The sequence below is a fragment of the Acinetobacter portensis genome (genome assembly GCF_009372215.1).
GTDB lineage: Bacteria > Pseudomonadota > Gammaproteobacteria > Pseudomonadales > Moraxellaceae > Acinetobacter > Acinetobacter portensis.
This window is the reverse complement of the sequence record NZ_LWRV01000033.1, coordinates 22189-45487: the sequence shown is the minus strand read 5'-3', so window position 1 is coordinate 45487 and position 23299 is coordinate 22189. Positions and strand designations below refer to the sequence as shown.

Sequence of the window (23299 nt, the reverse complement as noted above, 5' to 3'; positions counted from 1 at the left end):
ATTTCATCGAACTCAGGTTAATTATTGGTGATGACACTTTAAAGACTTTAAATGCCTCGCCAATCTACACGAGCATTCCGTTCAGTTTGATAAACTCGCAGTACATATTGCCCCAAAGGCATATCGGTTAATGTTGCTTTAAATTCCCTAAATGCTTCAGATGAAATTTCACCATGTTCTTTTTCCCACGGCGTAGCTTCAATTTCTAAAATCGGAGCGAGCATCGAACATACTGCAATATCAGCCAAACCTAATCGATCTCCTACAAAGTAACGCCCTTTTTGATCGATAAGCTTTTGATTCAGTGTATTCACCAAATCATCCATTTTTATTTTTGAATCGTTAATTTGCGCTTCATCTAATTTCAAACCTTTTGAAACTAGACTTTTCATAATGGGTTTTGAATATTTTTCAAATTGTCGCAAATAGCCTTTTTCACCAATCAAAAGATCTAATGATTCTTCATCTTTAGATAAAGCATGTGCCATCGTCCAACGACGAACATGACGACCCAATTCATTGGCTAAATCGTTAATTTCTAAGGCTTCATTTCGTTGCAATTTTTCTGCACGCAATAAGGTTCTTTCAGGATAAATATCATCTAAATACAAAGCAATTTGAGTGCTGTCTGCAATCCAACGTTCTTGATCATGCAAAATAGGCAGTTTGTATTGCCCTGTTTTTAGTTTTGCAAATGCACGATGAACAATGGGGACTAAGTTATGCGCCACATATTCCAGTTCTTTATGATCTAGCATCCAACGTGCTTTTTCACAAAAGTGTGATAAAGGAAACTGGTACAAAGTTCGCATAGATTCTCCAAAATAATAAATACAACTTGTTCTTATGTTCGATACTTTAGACACACCCTCTGCAAAATACAATGTCATGTCTGTTTGTATTGATACTTTAATCCCTATTAATTCTGTCAGCTTTTATATAATTTTATCGCTTCTTTATCTTTTAAGTTGATAAAACACAATTCAAAATAAAACATCTATTTTTAATTATTTTAATAATATCATTAAATTTCAAATAATTAATTTATCAAATTAGAGTAATTAATAATCACTTTTTTTCTTAAAGTTTCTTTCTGCTAAGTTCAGCACAATCGGTCATTTAATATTTTAAGCATTCGAGCGTAGCTTTTGAACATCATTAAAGGTGTCGCTATGTCTCGTATTATTCCTAAAAATATTCGTATTATCGAAAATGACCAAGAAGCAATAAATGCCGCTTATCAAGTTGCAGATTTTGCTTTGGAAGGTCGAAATGAACGTGATCAAAAGCGTTCACTTCCTTTTGCTGAGGTCGATTTATTTAGCCAAAAAGGCTTGAGTGGAATTCGTATTCCAAAACAATACGGCGGTGCATGTGTATCAAATAAAACCTTAGCGCATGTATTTCGTATTATTAACAAAGCAGATTCTAGTTTAGGACAAATTCCACAAAACCAATTTGGTCTATTAAACATAGTGAACTCTGTTGGAACAGAAGAACAAAAACAATTTATTTTTAACGAAATTTTAAACGGAAAACGTCTTGCAAATGGTGGACCTGAACGTAATACAAAAAACACCGCAACCATTAGTACTCAAATTAGTAATGAAAATGGTCGTTACTTTATAGATGGTGAAAGATTCTATTCAACAGGAAGTAGCTTTGCAGATTGGTTAGCCATTAAAGCCATTCATCCTGAAGGACATACTGTTTTAGCTATTGTAGACCGTTATTCAGCAGGCGTAGAAGTTGTAGATGATTGGAATGGCTTTGGGCAACGTACAACATCTAGTGGAACAGTAAAACTTAAACATGTTGAAGTCGATCCGTTCCTTATTTTAGATGATCGCATTTTGCAAGAAAAACCATCTGTTCGTGGCTCATTCTCTCAGCTTCTACAAGTTGCCATTGATGTCGGTATTGCAGAAGCTGCTTTTGATGACACGTTAACAGCCATTCATAAAGCCCGCCCAATTATCGACTCTGGCGTTGCCAAAGCCAGTCAAGAACATTACACCCTACAAGAAGTTGGCAAACTCAACATTACTTTAGATGCTGCCATTTTATTGCTCGATGAAGCTGCCGAATATTTAGATGAACTTGAAGCTAAAGAGTCGATCACCGCTGAAGAAGCTGCAAAAGCATCAATTATTGTGGCTGAAGCAAAAATTTATGCCAATGATGCTGCCCTACAAATTTCAGAAAAACTCTTAGAACTGGGCGGTAGCCGTTCAAGCCTACGCCAACACAATTTAGATCAGCATTGGCGTAATGCACGTGTACACACCTTACATGATCCAATTCGCTGGAAACTGCATGCCCTAGGTGATTATTACCTCAATCATAAACTGCCTGCAAAACACGCGTGGATTTAAGGAGAACAACATGACTTCATTTCAAACTATTGTGCCCTTAGAAGCAACGCAACTTGCCGATGCACATATTATTCAATCTGATGCAGAAGCCTTAGAAATTGCAAAAACCCTAGCAGAACAATTCAAAACCAATGCCATTCAACGTGATGCTGACAGAATTTTGCCTTTTGAAGAAATAGAGGCTTATAGCCAATCTGGTCTTTGGGCTATTACTGTGCCTAAAGAATATGGTGGCGCAGATGTTTCAAGTCTTACTGTAGCTAAAATTATTGCTTTAATTAGTGGTGTAGATGGCTCACTTGGGCAAATTCCACAAAATCATTTTTATGCACTTGAAGTTCTACGCAACACAGGTTCGGAACAACAAAAGCAAAAATTATATGCAGAAGTTTTAAAAGGTGCACGTTTTGGTAATGCTCTTGCAGAATTTAAAACAAAAAATGCCTCTGTTCGACACACCACTCTTCGCCCCTACGATGATCAATTTATTGTAAATGGCGAGAAATTTTATTGCACAGGAAGCTTATTCGCACATCGAATTCCAACATTAGTTAAAGATGACAATGAACGTGAATTTTTAGCTTTTATTCCTCGTCATAGCGAAGGTATTAGCCTGATTGATGATTGGACAGGCTTTGGTCAGAAAACAACAGGAAGCGGCACAGTTAAATTCGATAAAGTGATTGTTTCATCTGAAGATGTCATTCCATTTGATACTTCTTTTAGCTCACCTACGCTCGTTGGTCCTTTTGCACAAATCATACATGCAGCCATTGAAGTGGGTATTGCTCGTGCAGCATTTGAAGAAACTTTGCTTCGTGTTCGTCAAGCGCGTCCTTGGATTGATTCAGGCGTAGATGTCGCAACAGCTGATCCTTTAACGATTTATGAAATTGGTCGTATTGCCGCCGATGTTCGTGCATCTGAAGTGTTATTAAAACAAGCAGCACAATCTATTGATGCAGCAAAACCCTATCCAAATGCAGAAAACATTGCCAAAGCCTCTATTGATGTTGCCAAAGTTCGTGCGCATAGCACTGAAACAGCCTTAAAAGCATCTTCAAAACTCATTGAACTTGCAGGTAGCCGTGGTAGCCAAAGCAATGATGGTTTAGACCGTTTTTGGCGCAATGCACGTGTACACACCCTGCATGATAGTTCACGTTGGAAATATTACTTTATCGCAAATTACGTATTAAACGGTGTTTTACCACCACGTCGGGGGACTTTGTAATGAGCAACACTACGCAAAAGGAAACTGCGCCAAAAAAAATTCTACTCAATGCTTTTGATATGAACTGCGTAGGTCATATCAACCATGGTTTATGGACACATCCGCGAGATGAATCGCACCGCTTTAATGAATTAAGCTATTGGACAGATCTTGCTCAAACATTAGAAAAAGGTTTGTTCGATGGTCTTTTCATTGCAGACATTACGGGTGTTTATGATGTCTATCAAAATGGCATCGATTTAACCTTAAAAGAATCGATTCAACTCCCAAGCCATGATCCAAGTACATTGGTTTCAGCAATGGCTGCGGTTACTAAAAACTTAGGCTTTGGGATTACCGTCAATTTAAGCTATGAATCGCCTTATCAATTTGCACGTCGTTTTGCCAGTTTAGACCATCTTACAAAAGGTCGTATTGGTTGGAACATTGTTACAGGCTATTTGGACAGCGCAGAACGTCTTATTGGACAAAAAGGCTTAAAAGATCATGACCTTCGTTATGAACAAGCCGAAGAGTTTTTAGAACTTTGCTATAAATTTTGGGAAGGTTCTTGGGAAGATGATGCTGTCCTAAAAGATAAAGCCAGTCGTATTTTTACTGATCCAAGTAAAGTACATGCGATTGAACATCACGGACGTTTCTACAATAGCCAAGGCGTATTTCAAGTATCACCATCTATACAACGCACCCCTGTTCTTTTCCAAGCAGGTGCTTCGCCTAAAGGCATGCAGTTTGCAACCAATCATGCAGAAGCGATGTTTATTGGTGGAGATACGCCTGAAAAAATCAAAGTTCAAGTCGATAAAATTCGTGCATTGGCTTCTGAACAAGGACGTGATGGAGATGCCTTAAAACTCTTTGCAGGTATTACTGTCGTTTCTGCTGAAACAGATGAACTTGCAGAAAAGAAATTACGTGAATATGTTCAGTATGCAAGTCCTGAAGCAGGTCTTGCACATTTCTCGAGTTCTATTGGCACAGACTTAGGTCAATTTGCCGATGATGAAGCCATTCCCTACAAACAGACCAATAGCATTGTTTCTGTAAATAATCGTTTTAAAGAGCAAAAAGTCACCATTGCAGATTTAAAAGCACAGCATTTATTAGGTGGTCGTTATCCACTGATTGTAGGCAGTGGTGCAACTGTAGCTGAAAAACTCATCGAATTTATTGATATTTCAGGACTCGATGGTTTTAACCTAACACGCACCGTTGCACCTGAATCACACCACGATTTTATTCATTATGTGATTCCAGAATTACAAAAACGCGGACGCTATAAAACAGCATATGAACAAGGAAGCTTACGCCACAAAATATTTCAAAAAGGCGATCGTCTTCCAGACACTCATCCTATTCACCAATTTCGATGTCAAAGCTCGGATGCGCATTTAGACCAGATTCAAACTCAAAAACAAACAGCTTAATAAAACTAAATTTAGAGGTGCAAAATGGCACAATCATCAAAATCGAAGCTTACGATTATCGGGGTAGCTTTAGTTGCAATTATTGTCGCGCTTGTAGCGTGGACATATCAGAAAAAAACGAATACGACAGAACTTGTCATTGGAATTAGCCCTCCTTTTGCTAAACCATTACAGGTGGCTGTAGATGAAGCAAAAAAAGAAGGAATTAACGTAAAATTAGTTGAATTTTCCGATTGGAACACACCCAATATTACTTTAAATCATGGTGATATTGATGCCAACTATTTCCAACATCAACCCTTCTTAACCAATGCATTAAAAGCTAATGCGGACTTTAAATTAAAACCGCTTGGTATTGGTTCAGGCACACACGTGGGTTTGTATTCTAAAAAGTATAAATCTATTGCAGATGTTCAAGATGGTGCACGTGTGGTGATTCCAAATGATCCTGTAAACCAAGGTCGCGCGCTATTACTTCTACAACATGCAAAATTAATTTCTTTAAAAGATCCTGAAAATCATTTATCGAACTTACAAGATATTGCATCAAATCCTAAAAAATTAAACTTTATTGAAGTTGAAGGTCCACAAACTGCACGTGCGGTAGATGATGCAGATTTAGTATTTACTTACCCAATGTATTTACGTTTGGCGAAAACCATCGATCCAAATGATGCTTTAATTTTAGATGAAATTAATAACACAATTTATGCCATTTTATTTGTAGTGCGTGAAGACTATGAACAAAAGTCTCCTGAAAAAGCTGAACAACTGAAAAAGTTCATTCAAATTTACCAAAATTCAGACAAAGTAAAACAACAACTGAATGATGAAATTGGTGAAAAACTTTGGTTCAAAGGCTGGAAATAAGGGATTTATGATGTCTACACAAGTAAAAAATAAAAAGCTTATTTCAATTGCCGTGGTGGTCATTGCAATTATTGCAGGTCTCGTGGGGTACAGATTTTTAAATCATACATCGCTCGACAACGTATTAAAAATTGGTATTAGCCCACCTTATGCAGAGCTGTTAAAAAGCGTTGCAGATGATGTAAAAGCCAAAGGGATCAATCTTGAAATTATTGAATTTTCAGACTGGCAAGCACCAAACGTTGCCGTTCAAAATGGCGATATCGATGCAAATTTTTTCCAACAAAGCGTGTTCTTAGCCAATGCTGTTCGTGAAACAGGCTACGACTTACACGCATTTGGTAAAGGTTCGGGAAGTCATGTCGGTTTATATTCTAAAAAGTATAAAACTTTAAAAGATTTACCTGACAATGCCAAAGTGGTTGTACCAAGCGACCCTGTCAATTTATCTCGTGGTTTAACACTTTTAGCACGTGCAGGCTTAATTACCGTTAAAGATGTCAATAATGAACTCACAACATTAGAAGACATCACTAGTAATCCTAAAAACCTCAAACTTATTGAAGTTGAAGGTCCACAAACTGCTCATGCTTACAATGAAGCAGACTTAATTCTAGGCTTTCCACATTACTTAAAATTGGCAAAAGTTGCAGATCCGAACTCTGCCCTATTTATTGACCCAATCAATAAAAAATTCGCCATTCTTTTCGTAACGCGTAAAGACTATCAAGATAAAGATGACAAGCTTAAAACCGTGGTTGAAACCTTCCAGAATTCCGAGAAAGTTCGTGCAATTTTAGACAAAGATTTCGGCAAAGGTATGTGGTTTGAAGGCTGGAAATAAGGAGAATAAATATGGTCAGTTTTGGATCTCATGTTGAATTTGCAGTCCCTCATATCACCATCAGAAATTTAAACAAATTTTATGATGTTCAAGGTACGCAAGTTCACGCACTCAAAGATATTAATTTAGATATTCCTGAAGGAAAAATTTTTGGAATTATTGGAAAAAGTGGTGCAGGAAAATCATCGTTAATTCGAACTTTAAATGGTTTAGAACGTATTTCCGAAGGCAGTATTCATATTCATAAAGAAGAGCTTGAGCATTTAAATCATGCAGAGCTGATTGCTTTACGCCAACGTATTGGTATGATTTTTCAGCACTTTAATTTAATGTCTGCAAAAACAGTACGTGAAAATGTCGCTTTACCGCTCAAAATTTCTAACCATAAAAAAGATGAAATTGAACAACGTGTTAATGAAGTCTTAGATTTGGTGGGTTTAGGCGATAAAGCAGATCATTATCCTTCACAGCTTTCAGGCGGACAAAAACAACGTGTTGGTATTGCACGTGCTTTGGTTCATAAACCTGAAATTTTACTCTGTGATGAAGCAACATCTGCACTTGACCCAGAAAGTACATCGGTTGTGCTTTCTCTTTTGAAAGAAATTAATCAAAAGTTAGGTATCACCATTGTTTTAATTACCCATGAAATGCAAGTGATTCGTGAAATTTGCGATCAAGTTGTGGTCATTGATAAAGGTGAAATTGTTGAATCGGGTCAGGTTTGGTCTGTATTTTCCAATCCTCAGCAAAAAATTACGCAAGAATTATTAAATCTTGAACAGCTTGAATTGCCTTTTGAAATTCAGCCTATTTTAGAAAATGAACAGCAATCAATCGTGTTGAAATTACGTTACGAAGCAAGTGTTCATCAATCGCCAAATCTTAAAGATATTTTTGATGCTTTTGATGCGCCTGTACATTTATATCAAAGTCATATCGATAGCATTCAAGGGCATTTGATTGGTTCTATTATTATCACCACATCAAATCCACATTTAGATATAGACGCATTAAAGCAAAAATTAAAACAACATATTGCACACATTGAGGTACTTGGCTATGCAACAACTCATTGATTTACTAATCACAGGAACTATTGATACTTTGTTGATGGTTGGGGTATCTGCATTTGTTGCTTTACTCATTGGTTTACCCCTTGCGGTTGTGTTTGTCATTACATCCGATCACGGTATTTATCCATCAAAAAGTATTAACCAAGTTTTAGGCTGGATTGTAAATATTACTCGTTCTATTCCATTCTTAATTTTAATGGTCGCACTTATTCCTATTACACGCTTTATTGTAGGAACAAGTTACGGCGTGTGGGCGGCTGTGGTTCCCCTTACCCTTGCAGCAACACCTTTCTTTGCTCGTATTGCAGAAGTGAGCTTACGCGAAGTAGATACAGGCTTAATTGAAGCTGCCCAAGCCATTGGCTGTAACCGTAAACAAATTATTTGGCATGTGCTTTTACCCGAAGCACTTCCTGGAATTGTTGCAGGCTTTACCGTAACGCTCGTAACGATGATTAACTCATCAGCAATTGCGGGTGCGATTGGTGCAGGTGGTTTAGGTGATATTGCTTATCGTTATGGATATCAACGTTTTGATATGCAAATTATGCTTGCGGTGATTTTAGTGCTTGTTGTTTTAGTGATGCTGATTCAAGCCACAGGTGATGCCTTATCTGCACAATTAGATAAACGGAAGATTTAAAATTCCAAATAAAAGCCCAATTAAATTTGGGCTTTTATATTTAATTAGCTTAATCCATAAAATTTGGAAATAGATTCTGCTAATAATGTTCCTGCTGCTGAAACCCCAATATCCCAAGAACCACTTGCAGACTTACCAATCATTTTTCCAATCCAATCACTTACATTTTTACCCAACTTGTTCGGTTCTGTCGGAATTGGATCAATATTTACAGCATCCTTTAGATCCTTAATATCTGCAAATGCAACTTTATTACTCATTAAATATTGCGCTAAATCTTCAAAATTCATTTTAGAAATATTCATTGTATTATTTTGATTTACTGTACTTGCACCCGATACATTACCAGCGATACCCTGCATATTTTGAATATTATAATTATTAACCAACATAGCAACTTCTTTCTCTTTATCTGAAAATTTTAGACCTTCTCCCAATATTCCATCTTCTTCAAGCTTCAGTGTCCAATTCAAAATAATTGAACGCACTTTAGTCAGAATACCTAGTAATTGTGTTCTATAAAAAACAACTCTTGGCTCAAGCTTTGCATGACTATCTTGCATTTCCATTAATTCATGTTTAACGTTATTTGGTAGCTCTTTACGAAACCTATCTCCATCTTGCTTTAATGAGTTTATAATTTCACCAATTGATTGATTGATTTCGACTGCAGTAATCCTTTCATCCCAATCATCTCTAATCATAAATGGTTGTAATCCATGGAAACGATTAAAAACTTTTAATTGACCTTTAAATTTTCTATACTCAGGCAAACTTTGGTCAGCATAGCCTTCTAACTCTAAATCACACCATTTTCTAAATTTTTTAATTTTTAGCTTTCTAGATACAATTAAAGCCTTACTCAAAAGCTCTTCAACGTCACTTGTAGGATCAGAAGCAAGCGATCGTAATTTTAATACTATTGAATCTACCAAAATAAAATCCTATCCAATTTATTGATTTACTGCCATTTACTCTTGAATATATCGTGTATCTAGCTTCAATTCATCTCAAATCTAAATAATTTGCGACCTGACTTTGTCATGGCTTTCATGTAAAATCGAACACAATTTTTCATATAACACTGTGTGAGTCATTTCATGGGTTTTAATTGCGGTATTGTCGGCTTGCCGAACGTTGGTAAATCTACACTTTTCAATGCATTGACTAAAGCTGCTATTGCTGCAGAAAACTTCCCATTCTGTACAATTGAACCAAATACAGGCATCGTACCTGTACCTGACCTTCGCATGGACAAATTAGCGGAAATTGTAAAACCGCAACGCGTTATCCCGACTTCTATGGAATTTGTAGATATTGCAGGTTTAGTTGCAGGCGCATCTAAAGGTGAAGGCTTGGGTAACCAATTCCTTGCGAACATTCGTGAAACAGATGCAATTGCACACGTTGTTCGTTGTTTTGAAGATGAAAACGTTATTCATGTTAATGGTAAAATTGATCCATTAGATGATATTGCAACAATCAACACTGAACTTGCACTTGCTGACCTTGAAGCTGTTGCAAAAGCAATTACACGTTTAGCAAAATCTGCAAAAAGTGGCGATAAAGAAGCAATTGCAACAAAAGCAATTCTAGAAAAAATTCAGCCATTATTAGACGAAGGCAAACCTGCTCGTGCCGCAGATTTAGATGATGACGAACGTAAACTTGTTCGTGGTTTTGGTTTAATGACTTTAAAACCAACGATGTACATTGCAAACGTTGCTGAAGATGGTTTCGAGAATAACCCACATTTAGAAGCTGTTAAAAAATTAGCTGCTGAAGAAAATGCAATTGTTGTTCCTCTTTGCAACCAAATTGAAGCAGAAATTTCTCTTTTAGAAGATGAAGATCGTGCGGAATTTTTAGAAGCAATGGGCATGGAAGAACCAGGTCTTAACGTGGTTATTCGTGCAGGTTATAGCTTACTTGGCTTACAAACTTACTTTACAGCAGGCGTTCAAGAAGTTCGTGCTTGGACTGTTAAAGTTGGTGCTACAGCGCCACAAGCTGCCGGTGTTATTCATACAGACTTCGAAAAAGGCTTTATTCGTGCTGAATGTGTTGCTTACGATGATTTCGTTCAATACAACGGTGAAGCTGGCGCGAAAGAAGCAGGTAAATGGCGTTTAGAAGGTAAAACTTACATCGTTCAAGATGGCGATGTTTTACACTTCCGTTTTAATGTATAAATATTAAATACTAAAAAAGCCCCTACTTTAGGGGCTTTTTTTTGTGCAAAACAACTTCATCAATATTAAATAAAAGGCAAATAATAATAAATAACAAACAATAATAATAATCATTAATATTTACATAGCATAAATATTGCCCTACACTCATTCCTACTAAAATACTCAACTATAAAACAGGATGAAAACCATGGCTTATTCTCTACCTGCTTTGCCTTATGCATATAACGCACTTGAACCAAACTTAGATACTAAGACAATGGAAATTCATCATACAAAACATCACCAAACCTATATCAATAATATCAATGCAGCGATTGAGGGAACAGACTGGGAAAAATTAATCGTTGAAGAACTGGTTTCTCGTGTGAATGAAGTTCCTGCCGATTTAAAAAATACAGTTATTAATAACGCCGGTGGCCATGCCAATCATTCCTTATTTTGGACAGTGATGAGCCCTCAAGGTGGTGGAGATCCGATTGGACAAGTATCTTTAGCCATTGAACAAGAACTCGGTGGTTTTGAAAAATTTAAAGAAGCCTTTACGAAAGCTGCAATTAGTCGTTTTGGAAGTGGTTGGGCTTGGTTAAGTGTTACGCCTGATAAAAAGCTAGTTGTGGAAAGTAGCGCCAATCAAGACTCACCACTAATGCATGGCAACACCCCTATTTTAGCTTTAGATGTTTGGGAACATGCTTATTATTTACAATATCAAAACCGTCGTCCTGAATATATTGCAGCCTTTTATCATGTGGTGAATTGGCAAGAAGTAAACCGTCGTTATTTAGCTGCAATTCAGTGAATATTGGATGACTGATATCCTCATGCCATCATTTAAAGCCATTCGTTTTTATATAGGAATATTCATTTTATTATTTGGATGTTTTCTTATTTTTAAATCAATTATTTAGTTTGGTTTCCATAAAGACAAAGCCCCTAATTGTGGGGCTTCATTTGAGAATCTAAGTCTTAAATCTTTAAAGCTTAATCGGCATTCACAGCTTTCAAAGATGTTTGATCCATTTCTGAACGTAGCTTTTTCGCCTCAATCAACATTTTTTCTTCAAGTGGTTTTCGCAAACCCATTAAGAAAATTAGCTCAGCCAATACAAATAATGGTCCTATCGCTAAACCAATCACATCATCCATAAATGCAGGTTTTTTCTTTTCATAAAAATGCCCAACAAATTGAAAAATCCACCCGATAACAAATGTTGAAATACTTAATGTGAGCCAATGCGTAATAGACATTTCAGTAATAATTAATGCGTACGGATAAGCTATTGCAAAAATAGCCGCCATAACCACACCAAAAATTAAATCTAAGCTCAGATAATAAATCACGCTTGCTACAATTAATAATAGAGCCAAAGTAATAGGAAAACCTGCAACAACAAAACCTGCTTTTGCTGTTAAACACAAAATGGCAAATACAATAAGTGGAATTCCAATAAAATGAGTGAATACATTCTTACGATCTAAATGATACGCTGCATATTGGCTTAATAGTTTTTCTAATCTCGTCATAGCAATCTCCTTGCTTATATTCTTCTTACAATATATAAGATATTAAACAGGCAAGTTGTCGGCTACCCGACAGTTACAATGATAAGAAAAAGGAAGTTTTATGTTAGAGCTACGCGATATAAAACAATTAGAAAATAACGTATGGTTTTCTGAGCTCCCCCCTATATTTCAAACTTTTATTTTAGAAAAATCCCAACTTTTACATGCGGAAAAAGATCAGAAAATTTTCCTTTCAGGCGATATTTTTAATGGTCTTTATGCCGTATTAGAAGGCTCTGTTCGCTTAGGCTATATCGACATTCAAGGCAAAGAAGCTGTTGCTGCAATTGTTGAACCTATTATGTGGTTTGGTGAAATTTCATTGGTCGATCAGCAACCACGCTCACATGATGCTATTGCGACTAGAAAATCGGTCATTCTACATATTCATGCTCAAGAAATGATTCAGCTTTTAAATGACCATCCTCAGTTTTGGTTTTATATCGCAAAGCTTACTAGCCAAAAATTACGTTTCGCTTTTCTAGAACTTATTTCTATTCAAACTCAAACCATTTATCAACGACTTGCACAGCGTTTATTGGTGATATTAGGCGGGTACGGTAATCATCTACACATAGAAAACAATATTATTCATTTATCTCAAGAACAACTTGCACAAATGTTAGTCTGCTCAAGACAAACGATTAATCAAGAACTACAAAACTTAGAAAAACAAGGTGTTATTAAAGTTACATTTAAAAGAATTGAAGTGCTTGATAATGAAAGACTACAAAAGATTGCTTACAACTTAAATGAGCAAAATAAATGAATTATTCCTAGAAAATGATTTCTGTGAAAAATTCAAAAATATTTTATGCATTTTTTACTTGGGCTTACGCTAAAAACCCTTTATAGATTCATAACTTTTAAAGAATTCAAAATCAAAAAAAGCAGAACATGAAGTTCTGCTTTTAATTATTCGTATTATGACCAGTTAAACGCCATTCTTTTTCGGGTCTGTATTTCCCAATGCAGGATTATCAATTGCACCCTTACATTGTGCTTTATCACGTTCATAATCTGCTTTTTTCTGATCAACAGAACTCGATTGATCAATCGTTTCACGTGCCCAAATTTCTAGACTGGTTAATGCCTTACGACATAAAGCATATTTACCTTCAGTCACAGAATCTGTCATTTTCACATTAATGCGCCAATCTGTACTTAATTTACGTGCAGGTTTACGCACCTGTTCTTCTAATTGATCAACCTTATTTGCATAAATGAGTGGATCAACTTTATTGATAAAGTCCCAAGCTGCATGTGCATATGTGGTTGCATCATTTGTCAACTTAGGTGCAGGCTTAATTTCAACTGCTTGATCTTTCGAATCATTATTTCCACACGCTTGTAATAAAAAACCACTGCTCAATAAAGAAACGATCAATAAAGAACGAACATTAAACTTCAACATTTTATGCATGCTACCTAAAACAATCAGGCACTATGCTAGTAAATTCGGCTAGAATACTCAATCTACATTTATTTATTTGTTTAATACTTTGTAAGGTGAAATGTGTCTTTGGGAAAAACAACAATTTTAAAACCCGCAGGATTTTGGCAAGGTGCAAAAGATAGCCAAGCCATTATTTTCACCTATCTTCCTGTTTCATTTGCATTTGGTGTATCTGCCACACAATTTGGATTCACTGCTTGGGAAGCACTTTTTCTTTCATGCTCAATGTATGCAGGTGCAAGTCAATTTCTAGTGGTTGCCCTCTTAGGTAGCGGTACATCTATTTGGATGACAGCTCTGACCGTCATTGCATTAGATATTCGTCATCTTCTATACGGCCCTGCACTGCAAAATTTAATTCAAGATAAACTTAATCTTAAAAAAACAGCTCTTTGGTCTTGGGGCTTAACCGATGAAGTTTTTGCCTCAGGCATGATTAAGCTTTCTCAACGTCGCCAAGAATGGTCTGAATCTTGGATGCTAGGCTTAAGTTTATTTAGTTGGTTGTCTTGGGCTTTAGGTTCTTTTTTGGGCGGTCTTTTTGCAGATCAAGTCAGCAACTTACCGCAATTTTTACAAGCCGCTTTAGACTTCTTATTGCCTGCATTGTTCTTAAGTTTCTTATTGGCTGCATTTGAACGTAAGCATACTTTTATTGTTGCTATCACTATTATTGTTTCTGCAATATCGTGTTATTTCATTGACCTTTCAGCAGCCATTTTCATTGGTATTACATCAGGTATTTTGGCAGGCTTATTTAAACATTATGTTTTAAAGCAATACGATGAAGAACTTGTTGGAGATCATCATGAATCTTGAGATTATTCTTGTTGGTATTATTGTGGGTATTGCCAACTTTGCTTCTCGTTTTGGGCCATTTTACTTTATTCAAAAGCGCCAAGAAGGTTCACAAAAACGCGGTTCGCTTTGGATTAAAATTGCACTTGGAAGTATTGGTATTGCCGCCATTAGTTCTATGCTTGTGGTCGCAACATTACCGCCTTTATTAGAAACACCAAATAAAAGCTTTGCGATGCTTGTTGGCTTTACTGTACTCACAGGTTTATATTTCAAATTTAAACAAATTGTGCCTGCGACATTAACCGCGGCATTGGCTTATGGGCTTGTTTATACGTACTATCCAATGCCATTTTAATTGCTTTTAAGTCAAAAAATTATAAATTTCAAAGATGATATTGCCAAATAAAGTTATAAAAAAAACTGTTAGACAATATCATTATTTTACGTGAATCCATGCTTAACACTTGTTCGAGTTCTGATATGCTAAAAGTCCATAAAATTAAGCATGGATGATTTACATGAGCGTTACTATTGGTACCCCACTTCAATCTTCTGCTGTTAAAGTTTTACTTTTAGGTTCAGGTGAACTGGGTAAAGAAGTGGTGATCTCTTTACAAAGATTAGGTGTTGAAGTGCATGCGGCAGATCGCTACGAAAATGCACCGGCAATGCAAGTTGCACACTATGCTTATACAATTAATATGGCAGATGCCACAGAATTAAAAAAACTTATTCATCACGTTAAACCCCATTTAATTATTCCTGAAATTGAAGCAATTGCAACCGAAGTCCTACTTGAAATCGAAGAACAAAACATTGCGACTATCATCCCTTCTGCAAAAGCCGTTAATTTAACCATGAACCGTGAAGGGATTCGTAAACTTGCTGCTGAAGAACTTGGTTTACCAACATCGGCTTATCGCTTTGCCAATACCTTAGAATCTTTCCGTGCGGCATGTGATGATATTGGTTATCCAAACTTTGTAAAACCTGTGATGTCTTCTTCAGGTAAAGGTCAATCTCGTGTAAAAAGCTTCGATGAAGTTGATGCAGCTTGGGAATATGCACAAACAGGTGGTCGTGTAAATCAAGGGACTGTCATTGTTGAATCTCAAATTGATTTCGATTTTGAAATTACCTTATTAACAGTTCGTTCTAAAAACCCAGAAACAGGCGAAATTGAAACCTCTTTCTGCGACCCAATTGGACATCTGCAAGATTCAGGCGATTATGTTGAAAGTTGGCAACCTCAAGCCATGACACCTGCAGCATTAGAAGAAGCAAAGCGTATTGCGCATAAAGTCACTGTGGCATTAGGTGGATGCGGTATTTTTGGCGTGGAACTGTTTGTAAAAGCAGATAAAGTATGGTTTAGTGAGGTGTCTCCTCGCCCGCATGACACGGGTTTAGTGACGCTTGCATCTCAATTCCAAAGTGAATTTGAATTACATGCACGTGCTATTTTAGGCTTACCCGTAAATACAACACGTCATAGTGTTGCAGCAAGTGCTGTCATTTATGCAGGCGTAGATGATACTAACTTGTCTTATTCTGGCTTAGATCTTGCTTTAGCAAATCCAAACACAGACTTACGATTATTTGCTAAACCAGAAGGCTTTAAACGTCGTCGTATGGGCGTTGCAACTGCACGTGCAGAATCTACCGATCAAGCACGTGAACTCGCAAAAAATACGGCAAACCTTGTCAAAGTCAATCAAAACTAAGTTAGAGATAAACAACGGATACTGTTCATGATCAATACTTTACCCTTACACAATTACGTTAAAAGCAACCACGATATTAAAGCGATTAATCAATGGCGTTCAGACGTGGAAAATCAGCTTCAAGCGTATTTTGATCAGGGACAGTCTATCCGTGAAGTAATTCTTGCTCGATCAAACTTAATTGATGAAGCACTGAAATTCCTATGGCAACACGCAGAACTTCAAACCACTAATTTAGGCTTATTTGCCGTAGGTGGTTATGGCCGTCGTGAAATGTTGCCTTATTCAGATGTCGACATCATGATTTTGTCAGAGCATGAAATTACAACTGAACAAGAAAAATTAATCTCTACCTTTATTTCATCTTTATGGGATGTCGGTAATTTCAAACCTGCTATTAGCGTTCGCACCATTCAAGATTGTGTCGTTCAAGCAACAAACGATTTAACCGTTGCAACAGCACTCATTGAAGCACGTTTAATTACGGGTAATGAACATTTAGCAAAATGGCCACGTCGTATAGTTTCTCAGTCTTGGACAGATAAAACATTTTTTGATGCAAAAATGGAAGAGCAAGCAAAACGCTATGCTCAACATAACAATACAGAAAGTAATTTAGAACCCGATATTAAAAATGCACCAGGTGGTATTCGTGACATTAACCAAATTGGTTGGATTGCAAAACGTCATTTCCGTGTAAACCGCATTTATGATTTAGTCCATTTAGGCTTCATTTCAGAATTTGAATTGGGTGTTTTAGAAGAAGCAGAATGCTTCCTTTGGGAAATTCGCCACTATTTGCACCGTATGACTAAACGTGATGAAAACCGTTTATTGTTCGATTATCAGCGTGATATTGCAACAATATTCGGTTATGAATGTGAAGAAGGTCAATCGGCAAACTATTCTATTGAACAGTTCATGAAGCGTTATTACAGAACGGCGCAACAAGTCACAACACTCAATGAAATGCTTTTAGCCTATTTCAATGAATCTGTCATTACCCCTCGCTTGCCCGATTACGAACGTAAAATTGAAGAAATTAATGAAAACTTCAAAATTGTAGATGGAAAATTAGCGGTACAACATCATAAAACGTTCTCTGAAAAGCCAAGTGCAATTTTAGAAATCTTCTATTTATTGGCAAATCGATCTGATATTGATGGCATTCGCGCGCGTACGTTACGCTTACTTACGCTTTCAGCAAAAAGTATAGATCAAAGTTTCCGAGATAATCCTGAACATCAAGCATTATTCATGTCCATTATTCGATCACCAGATCGCTTATATGAAACCATGAATGCAATGAAACGTTATGGTGTTTTAGGCAATTATATTCCTGCATTTGGGCAAATTATGGGGCTAATGCAATATGACTTGTTCCATATTTATACAGTTGATGCTCACACATTATTATTATTACGTAATTTAAACCGTTTTAAAGAACCCGAATTTGCCAAAGACTTTCCTGTTGTAAGTTCAGTTTTCCAACGTCTGGTAAGACGTGACATTGTATATTTAGCCGCAATTTTTCATGACATTGCCAAAGGTCGTGGCGGTGACCACAGTCAACTTGGCGCATCGGATGCCATTTCATTCTGCCGCGCACACGGCTTAACAGAACGTGAATGTAATTTAGTTGCTTGGTTAGTTAAAAACCATCTTGGTATGTCTGTTACCGCGCAAAAACGAGATATTTCAGACCCAGATATTGTGAAGCTTTTTGCTGAAAAAATGGGAGATATGGAGCATTTAGATTATCTATATGCCCTTACTGTTGCCGATATTAATGCCACAAACCCTACGCTTTGGAACACATGGCGCGCATCACTTATGCGTCAATTATACACCCATGCCCGTGATGTCATTCGCTCAGGTTTAGGTCGTCCTGTAGATTATCAAATGCTCATTGAAGACACTAAATTTGCTGCAAGTGAGTTATTGGTCAATGATTTTGCGCTCAATGAAGTTGAAAAAGTTTGGCAAGAGCTAGGCGATGAATACTTCCTAAAAGAATCTGCCGATGAAATTGCATGGCATACACGCGCTATTCTTCAACATGGTCATAATTCTGCACCACTTGTTCTTATGCGTGCTCACCGTAAATATGCGCAAGATGCCGTTCAAATCTTTATTTACACACAAGATCAGCCAAATTTATTCGCAACAACCGTAGCCATTCTTGACCGTATGAATCTGGATGTTCAAGATGCACGTATTATTACCGCAAGCACCGCATTTAGCTTAGACACTTATGTGGTTCTTGACCGTTTTGGTACATTACTTACAGACCCTGAACGTGAAGAAACGGTCGTAGATGCATTAGTGAAAGCACTCAGTCAATCGGACAAATACCCAGGTTTAATGCAACGTCGTATTCCACGCCAATTACGCCATTTTGATATTGAAAATAAAGTTGATATTTCATTCAATGAAGCACTCAATCAAAATATGGTTGAAATTGCTACTCTAGATCATCCGGGTTTACTTGCCAAAGTGGGTGGTTTATTTATGATGCAAGGTTTAGATATTCACTCTGCAAAAATTGCTACACTTGGCGAACGCGCAGAAGATATTTTCTATGTCACTAAAAAAGATGGCATCCCAATGACTGACGAAGAAGCCAAAACTCTTGCTGAACAATTAAAATCGGCATTAGATGAAGCTTCAAATCAAGTATGTGTACAACATTAATTTAATTGTTTGGTATTCGCTCCATGAACTCTAGCTTGTCTTTATTACACCCATATCCATTTGAAAAGTTAAATAAACTTTTTCAGGATGTGAAAACTGCGGATTTACCTTTAATTCCTTTATCTATTGGTGAACCGAAACATCCTGCACCGGAGTTTGTAAAACAAGCGATCATCGACAATTTCAAACATTTGTCTACATATCCAAATAGCAAAGGCTTACCTGAATTACGTGAAAGCATTGCGAATTGGTTATCTCGTCGTTTTAAACTTAATGCGATAAGTGCTGAATCGCATGTTTTACCTGTTTCAGGTACACGCGAAGCAATCTTCTCTTTTGTTCAAGCATTGGTAAATCGTGAAGAAGCGCCTTATGTGGTGATGCCAAATCCGTTTTATCAAATTTATGAAGGTGCAACATTACTTGCAGGTGCTAAACCTTACTTCATCAACTGCACAGAAGAAAATAACTATCTAGGCGATTTTGATGCTGTGCCTGCTGAAGTTTGGGAAAAAACAGCCCTTCTTTTTGTGTGTACACCGGGTAATCCTACAGGTGCAGTTCTTTCAAAAGAACAGTTCAAAAAGCTGATTGCGCTTTCAGACCAATACAACTTTGTCATTGCATCAGATGAATGTTACTCAGAACTTTGGTTCGATGAAGCACCTGTGGGTTTATTAGAAGTTTGCGCTGAAATAGGACGTGATGATTATAAGAATTGCGTGGTATTTCATTCACTTTCTAAACGTTCAAACTTACCAGGGATGCGTTCGGGCTTTGTTGCGGGCGATGCAAACTTATTGAAACCTTATTTGCAATATCGCACATACCATGGCGCTGCGATGCCTATTCAACATCAACTTGCGTCTATTGCCGCTTGGGATGATGAAACACACGTTGAAGAAAACCGTAAACTTTACCGCGCTAAGTTTGAATTATTCCAAAATGAATTGGGTCATTTATTACCACTTCAAAAACCAGATGCAGGTTTCTACTACTGGTTAAAAGTAGATAATGATGAAACTTTTGCCAAATTACTCATGGAAAAAGCACACATTAAAGTTTTACCAGGTCGTTACTTATCTCGTGATACAGAGCAAGGTAATCCGGGTGAAAATCACGTGCGTATGGCATTGGTTGCAGACATTGCTCAATGTGAAGAAGTCGTAAAACGTCTTAAAGCTATTCTTTAAGTTTAAATAATACGCATAAAAAACCACTGTGCTTACAGTGGTTTTTTTATTTCAAAATCATATATTAGGTTATATGTTACGGCTTTATCGACGTACGGAATTTTATCTAAACGAGCAAGCTTCACAGCATCTAATACCTTTTGATCTATTATTTTAGAACCCGAACTTTTAACAACAACGGCATCACCAATATAACCTGTACTCGCAATAACAGTCATTTTCACTTGAATAGCATTTTTATAATATTTAAATTCTTGTGCACTAACATTAAATTGCGGTCTTGATGCCCAATCGACTTCATATTCATTTTTATACAATTTCGTGTCAATTTTATAATCACGATCTTGAATTTCATACTTAGGTTGCGGAGTTTCTAGTATTTTGAGTAGTTTACTGTACTGATCTTTATCTTCCGAGTGAACGTATTGGAAAGCTGTAAAAGCTCCCAAAAGTAAACTCATGATTATTCGATATCTATTTTGCATTTTAAGTGTCAATAATTTAAGGCAACCTTTCGATTGCCTTATTTAATCACTTATTTCAATGCTTTTTCAATTTCTTCTTCCAACGCCTCTGGTTTCGTTGTTGGTGCAAAACGATCAAGCACAGTACCATCTTTACCAATCAGAAATTTAGTGAAATTCCACTTAATTCCATTACCCAAAACACCTTTACTATTATTGGTCAAGTAACGAAATAGTATATGCGCTTCAGCACCTTTTACATCCACTTTGGCAAACATGGGAAAAGTTACCCCATAGTTTTTTTGACAAAAAGAACCTATTTGTTCATTTGAATCAGGGTCTTGCCCACCAAATTGATTACAGGGAAATCCTAAAATCAAAAAACCTTGATCTTTGTATTTCTGATAAAGTTTTTCTAATCCCGAAAATTGTGGCGTAAAACCACATTTGCTCGCTGTGTTCACAATCAATAAAACTTTGCCTTTATAATCGGCAAAAGATTTATTTTGACCGTCCAACAATTCAGCATCGAATTGATAAACATCTGTCATGGATAGGTATCCTCATCATTTTTTTCTTGTGATTTTAATTCTAGTGATGCCGAATTTACGCAATAGCGCAATCCTGTCGGCTCTGGTCCATCTGGAAAAACATGTCCTAAATGTGCATCACAATGATGACAAATAATTTCAGTTCTGACCATCCCATGTGACGTATCTTGTTGTTCTTCCACTACAGATGAATTAATTGGTTTGTAGAAACTCGGCCAACCACAACCGCTATCAAATTTTGTTTCAGATGCAAATAATTCTTCTCCACAGCAACGGCAATAATAAACGCCTTCCTGCTTAGTATTCCAATATTTACCTGTAAATGGCGCTTCAGTTCCCTTCTGTCTTGTAATACGAAATTCTTCAGGTGATAACTCTCTTTGCCATTCTCTTTCTGTTTTATTGAGTTTTCCCATGATTACGTACCTTTCCATCTTGCTGTTTAAAATAAGATAATTCTATATTTACGTGATTCATATTAAAATTTCTAGTCTTTATTCAACATTTTACAAAAGACCTATAATGCTAAAAAAGCAAAAAGTAAGCAAAACTTAAAAACAAAGTAAGCAAATTACGCATTAATTGCTTTTTTATGCGTAAATTTAGTGATAGGCTTAGTCATATTCTTACTCAGGATAAAAAATGTCGCAAAAAAAGAGCGTTCTTTTTAAAAACCTATTACCTGTCATTAAACAGTATCAACAGGTAGGGTTTACGCATGAAAAAATAGTTACACTGCTTAGAGATGAACACCATCTTGATCTTGTAACCACTGAGACATTTAAAAGCTATTTATACCGTTACGCAAAAGTGACTACCACTCATTCCGAGAACATCAAAATGTCGAACACTTTCCAACCCCGTCGCGAAATTAAAAAATCTTCAAAACTCGAGCATGTATGCTACGACATTCGCGGACCAGTGTTACGAGCGGCCAATGAGATGGAAGAAGCTGGTCACAAAATTATTAAATTAAATATTGGTAACCCTGCTCCTTTTGGGTTTGAAGCACCGCAAGAAATTATTAATGATGTTGCTTTAAACTTACCAAATGCCATTGGTTACACAGACTCAAAAGGTATTTTCCCGGCACGTAAAGCCATTTGTCAGTACTACCAACAAAAAGGCATTCTCAATATGCATGTCAATGACGTGTATATTGGTAATGGCGTATCAGAACTTATTGTGATGGCAATGCAAGGCTTATTGGATGATGGCGATGAAATGCTTGTTCCAATGCCTGACTATCCATTATGGACAGCTGCGGTTAACCTATCTGGCGGTACAGCAATCCACTATAAATGTGATGAAGAAAAGAGCTGGTACCCAGATATTGCCGATATGGAAAGCAAAATCACACCAAATACACGCGGTATTGTGATTATTAACCCAAATAATCCTACAGGTTCTGTTTATCCACGCCATGTTTTAGAGCAAATTGTCGCTCTTGCTAAAAAATATGACCTCATTTTGTTCGCAGATGAAATTTACGACAAAATTATTTACGATGGTATTGAACATGTTTCAGTTGCTGCGCTTGCGGGCGATCAACTGTGCGTTTCTTTCAATGGTCTTTCTAAAGCATATCGTATTGCAGGTTACCGCTCAGGTTGGATGGCAATTACAGGTGATCGATCACGTGCTTTAGACTACATTGAAGGTCTAGATATGTTGGCTTCTATGCGTTTGTGTGCAAACCATCAAGCGCAATATGCAATTCAAACAGCATTAGGTGGTTATCAGTCAATTAACGATTTAATTCGCCCAGGTGGTCGTTTATACGAACAACGCAACATTGCATGGGAAATGTTAAATGAAATTCCAGGCGTGTCTTGTGTAAAACCAGAAGGCGCAATGTATTGCTTCCCTAAACTTGATCCAAATGTTTACCCTATTCAGGATGATGAACAGCTTATGCTTGATTTGCTTCGTGCAGAAAAAGTACTCTTGGTTCAAGGTACAGGTTTTAACTGGCCAACGCCCGATCATTTCCGTGTGGTGTTCTTACCCGCTGAAAATGAATTACGCGAAGCAATTAGCCGCTTAGGTCGCTTCTTAGCAAAAATGCGTTAATTCATCATTAAAAAAAATTAAGCCAAGTGTTCACACTTGGCTTTTTTATTGCATTGCCTTTGATACCAATACTCATCATTTCAAATGATGATTTTTAAATTGATATTTAGTTTTGA

At 36.8% G+C, this 23299-nt stretch carries 23 protein-coding genes; 16 read left to right on the top strand and 7 right to left on the bottom strand.

The window, feature by feature from the left end; genetic code table 11:
* Window positions 1-47 precede the first annotated feature (47 nt).
* A complete protein-coding gene (locus A6M14_RS02150) occupies window positions 48-812 on the bottom strand; it encodes a glutathione S-transferase family protein (protein WP_152873299.1) in 765 nt (254 codons plus the stop codon).
* 360 nt (window positions 813-1172) lie between these two features.
* Between A6M14_RS02150 and A6M14_RS02145 the strand changes: the two genes are divergently transcribed.
* From A6M14_RS02145 to A6M14_RS02115, 7 genes are read left to right on the top strand one after another with little or no spacing between them, the layout of a single operon-like run.
* Window positions 1173-2375, top strand: coding sequence for an SfnB family sulfur acquisition oxidoreductase (locus A6M14_RS02145; protein WP_152873298.1), 1203 nt, complete (start codon window positions 1173-1175; stop codon window positions 2373-2375).
* A 10-nt stretch (window positions 2376-2385) separates the two neighbouring features.
* A complete protein-coding gene (locus A6M14_RS02140) occupies window positions 2386-3609 on the top strand; it encodes an SfnB family sulfur acquisition oxidoreductase (RefSeq protein ID WP_152873296.1) in 1224 nt (407 codons plus the stop codon).
* The gene (locus A6M14_RS02135) at window positions 3609-5036 is read left to right on the top strand and encodes an LLM class flavin-dependent oxidoreductase (RefSeq protein ID WP_152873294.1); all 1428 of its coding nucleotides are present in this window, start codon (window positions 3609-3611) and stop codon (window positions 5034-5036) included. The genes A6M14_RS02140 and A6M14_RS02135 overlap by 1 nt, the downstream gene beginning before the upstream one ends.
* Window positions 5037-5060: 24 nt before the next feature.
* Entirely contained in the window at window positions 5061-5906 is an 846-nt protein-coding gene (locus A6M14_RS02130; protein WP_152873292.1) for a MetQ/NlpA family ABC transporter substrate-binding protein, read from the top strand.
* A 10-nt stretch (window positions 5907-5916) separates the two neighbouring features.
* Entirely contained in the window at window positions 5917-6750 is an 834-nt protein-coding gene (locus tag A6M14_RS02125) for a MetQ/NlpA family ABC transporter substrate-binding protein (protein WP_152873290.1), read from the top strand.
* A gap of 11 nt (window positions 6751-6761) precedes the next feature.
* Window positions 6762-7829, top strand: a complete 1068-nt coding sequence (locus tag A6M14_RS02120; RefSeq protein WP_152873288.1) for a methionine ABC transporter ATP-binding protein — start codon at window positions 6762-6764, stop codon at window positions 7827-7829.
* Window positions 7813-8469 (top strand): methionine ABC transporter permease, encoded by a 657-nt coding sequence (locus tag A6M14_RS02115; protein WP_152873286.1) that lies wholly within the window; start codon window positions 7813-7815, stop codon window positions 8467-8469. The genes A6M14_RS02120 and A6M14_RS02115 overlap by 17 nt, the downstream gene beginning before the upstream one ends.
* Window positions 8470-8513: 44 nt before the next feature.
* Here the strand turns inward: A6M14_RS02115 and A6M14_RS02110 are convergent, their stop codons facing one another.
* Entirely contained in the window at window positions 8514-9404 is an 891-nt protein-coding gene (locus tag A6M14_RS02110; protein WP_152873284.1) for an AbiTii domain-containing protein, read from the bottom strand.
* A 165-nt stretch (window positions 9405-9569) separates the two neighbouring features.
* Here A6M14_RS02110 and ychF point away from each other — a divergent pair, with 165 nt between their 5' ends.
* Together ychF and A6M14_RS02100 are read left to right on the top strand one after the other, a co-directional pair.
* Entirely contained in the window at window positions 9570-10661 is a 1092-nt protein-coding gene (gene ychF, locus A6M14_RS02105; RefSeq protein ID WP_152873282.1) for a redox-regulated ATPase YchF, read from the top strand.
* Window positions 10662-10851: 190 nt separating this feature from the next.
* Entirely contained in the window at window positions 10852-11463 is a 612-nt protein-coding gene (locus A6M14_RS02100) for a superoxide dismutase (protein WP_152873280.1), read from the top strand.
* Window positions 11464-11645: 182 nt separating this feature from the next.
* Here the strand turns inward: A6M14_RS02100 and A6M14_RS02095 are convergent, their stop codons facing one another.
* Window positions 11646-12188: an Mpo1 family 2-hydroxy fatty acid dioxygenase gene (locus A6M14_RS02095; protein WP_152873278.1), complete on the bottom strand. Its 543-nt coding sequence runs from the start codon at window positions 12186-12188 to the stop codon at window positions 11646-11648.
* Window positions 12189-12288: 100 nt separating this feature from the next.
* Here A6M14_RS02095 and A6M14_RS02090 point away from each other — a divergent pair, with 100 nt between their 5' ends.
* Window positions 12289-12996 carry a Crp/Fnr family transcriptional regulator gene (locus tag A6M14_RS02090; RefSeq protein WP_152873276.1) on the top strand — a complete coding sequence of 236 codons (708 nt, stop codon included), beginning with the start codon at window positions 12289-12291 and terminating at the stop codon, window positions 12994-12996.
* A 165-nt stretch (window positions 12997-13161) separates the two neighbouring features.
* Here the strand turns inward: A6M14_RS02090 and A6M14_RS02085 are convergent, their stop codons facing one another.
* Window positions 13162-13641 carry a hypothetical protein gene (locus tag A6M14_RS02085; RefSeq protein WP_152873274.1) on the bottom strand — a complete coding sequence of 160 codons (480 nt, stop codon included), beginning with the start codon at window positions 13639-13641 and terminating at the stop codon, window positions 13162-13164.
* Window positions 13642-13764: 123 nt separating this feature from the next.
* Here A6M14_RS02085 and A6M14_RS02080 point away from each other — a divergent pair, with 123 nt between their 5' ends.
* The 5 genes from A6M14_RS02080 to dapC all read left to right on the top strand — a co-directional run bounded on the left by A6M14_RS02080 (window position 13765) and on the right by dapC (window position 20095).
* A complete protein-coding gene (locus A6M14_RS02080; RefSeq protein ID WP_171522147.1) occupies window positions 13765-14502 on the top strand; it encodes an AzlC family ABC transporter permease in 738 nt (245 codons plus the stop codon).
* Window positions 14492-14839, top strand: coding sequence for an L-valine transporter subunit YgaH (ygaH, locus tag A6M14_RS02075; RefSeq protein WP_152873272.1), 348 nt, complete (start codon window positions 14492-14494; stop codon window positions 14837-14839). The genes A6M14_RS02080 and ygaH overlap by 11 nt, the downstream gene beginning before the upstream one ends.
* A gap of 154 nt (window positions 14840-14993) precedes the next feature.
* Window positions 14994-16208 (top strand): formate-dependent phosphoribosylglycinamide formyltransferase, encoded by a 1215-nt coding sequence (purT, locus tag A6M14_RS02070; protein ID WP_171500227.1) that lies wholly within the window; start codon window positions 14994-14996, stop codon window positions 16206-16208.
* A gap of 27 nt (window positions 16209-16235) precedes the next feature.
* Window positions 16236-18902: a [protein-PII] uridylyltransferase gene (glnD, locus tag A6M14_RS02065; RefSeq protein WP_152873267.1), complete on the top strand. Its 2667-nt coding sequence runs from the start codon at window positions 16236-16238 to the stop codon at window positions 18900-18902.
* Window positions 18903-18925: 23 nt separating this feature from the next.
* Window positions 18926-20095 (top strand): succinyldiaminopimelate transaminase, encoded by a 1170-nt coding sequence (gene dapC / locus A6M14_RS02060; RefSeq protein ID WP_152873266.1) that lies wholly within the window; start codon window positions 18926-18928, stop codon window positions 20093-20095.
* Between the two features lie 32 nt (window positions 20096-20127).
* Here dapC and A6M14_RS02055 read toward each other — a convergent pair whose 3' ends face one another.
* The 3 genes from A6M14_RS02055 to msrB form a co-directional block, all read right to left on the bottom strand.
* A complete protein-coding gene (locus tag A6M14_RS02055; protein ID WP_171500226.1) occupies window positions 20128-20556 on the bottom strand; it encodes an energy transducer TonB in 429 nt (142 codons plus the stop codon).
* Between the two features lie 74 nt (window positions 20557-20630).
* Window positions 20631-21110, bottom strand: coding sequence for a glutathione peroxidase (locus A6M14_RS02050; protein WP_152873264.1), 480 nt, complete (start codon window positions 21108-21110; stop codon window positions 20631-20633).
* On the bottom strand, window positions 21107-21526 hold the full coding sequence (gene msrB, locus A6M14_RS02045) for a peptide-methionine (R)-S-oxide reductase MsrB (RefSeq protein WP_152873301.1): 420 nt from the start codon (window positions 21524-21526) through the stop codon (window positions 21107-21109). Before msrB ends, A6M14_RS02050 begins: the two co-directional genes overlap by 4 nt.
* Before the next feature lie 226 nt (window positions 21527-21752).
* Between msrB and A6M14_RS02040 the strand changes: the two genes are divergently transcribed.
* Complete coding sequence (locus A6M14_RS02040) at window positions 21753-23183, top strand: pyridoxal phosphate-dependent aminotransferase (protein WP_152873262.1); 1431 nt, start codon at window positions 21753-21755, stop codon at window positions 23181-23183.
* Window positions 23184-23299: the final 116 nt, after the last annotated feature.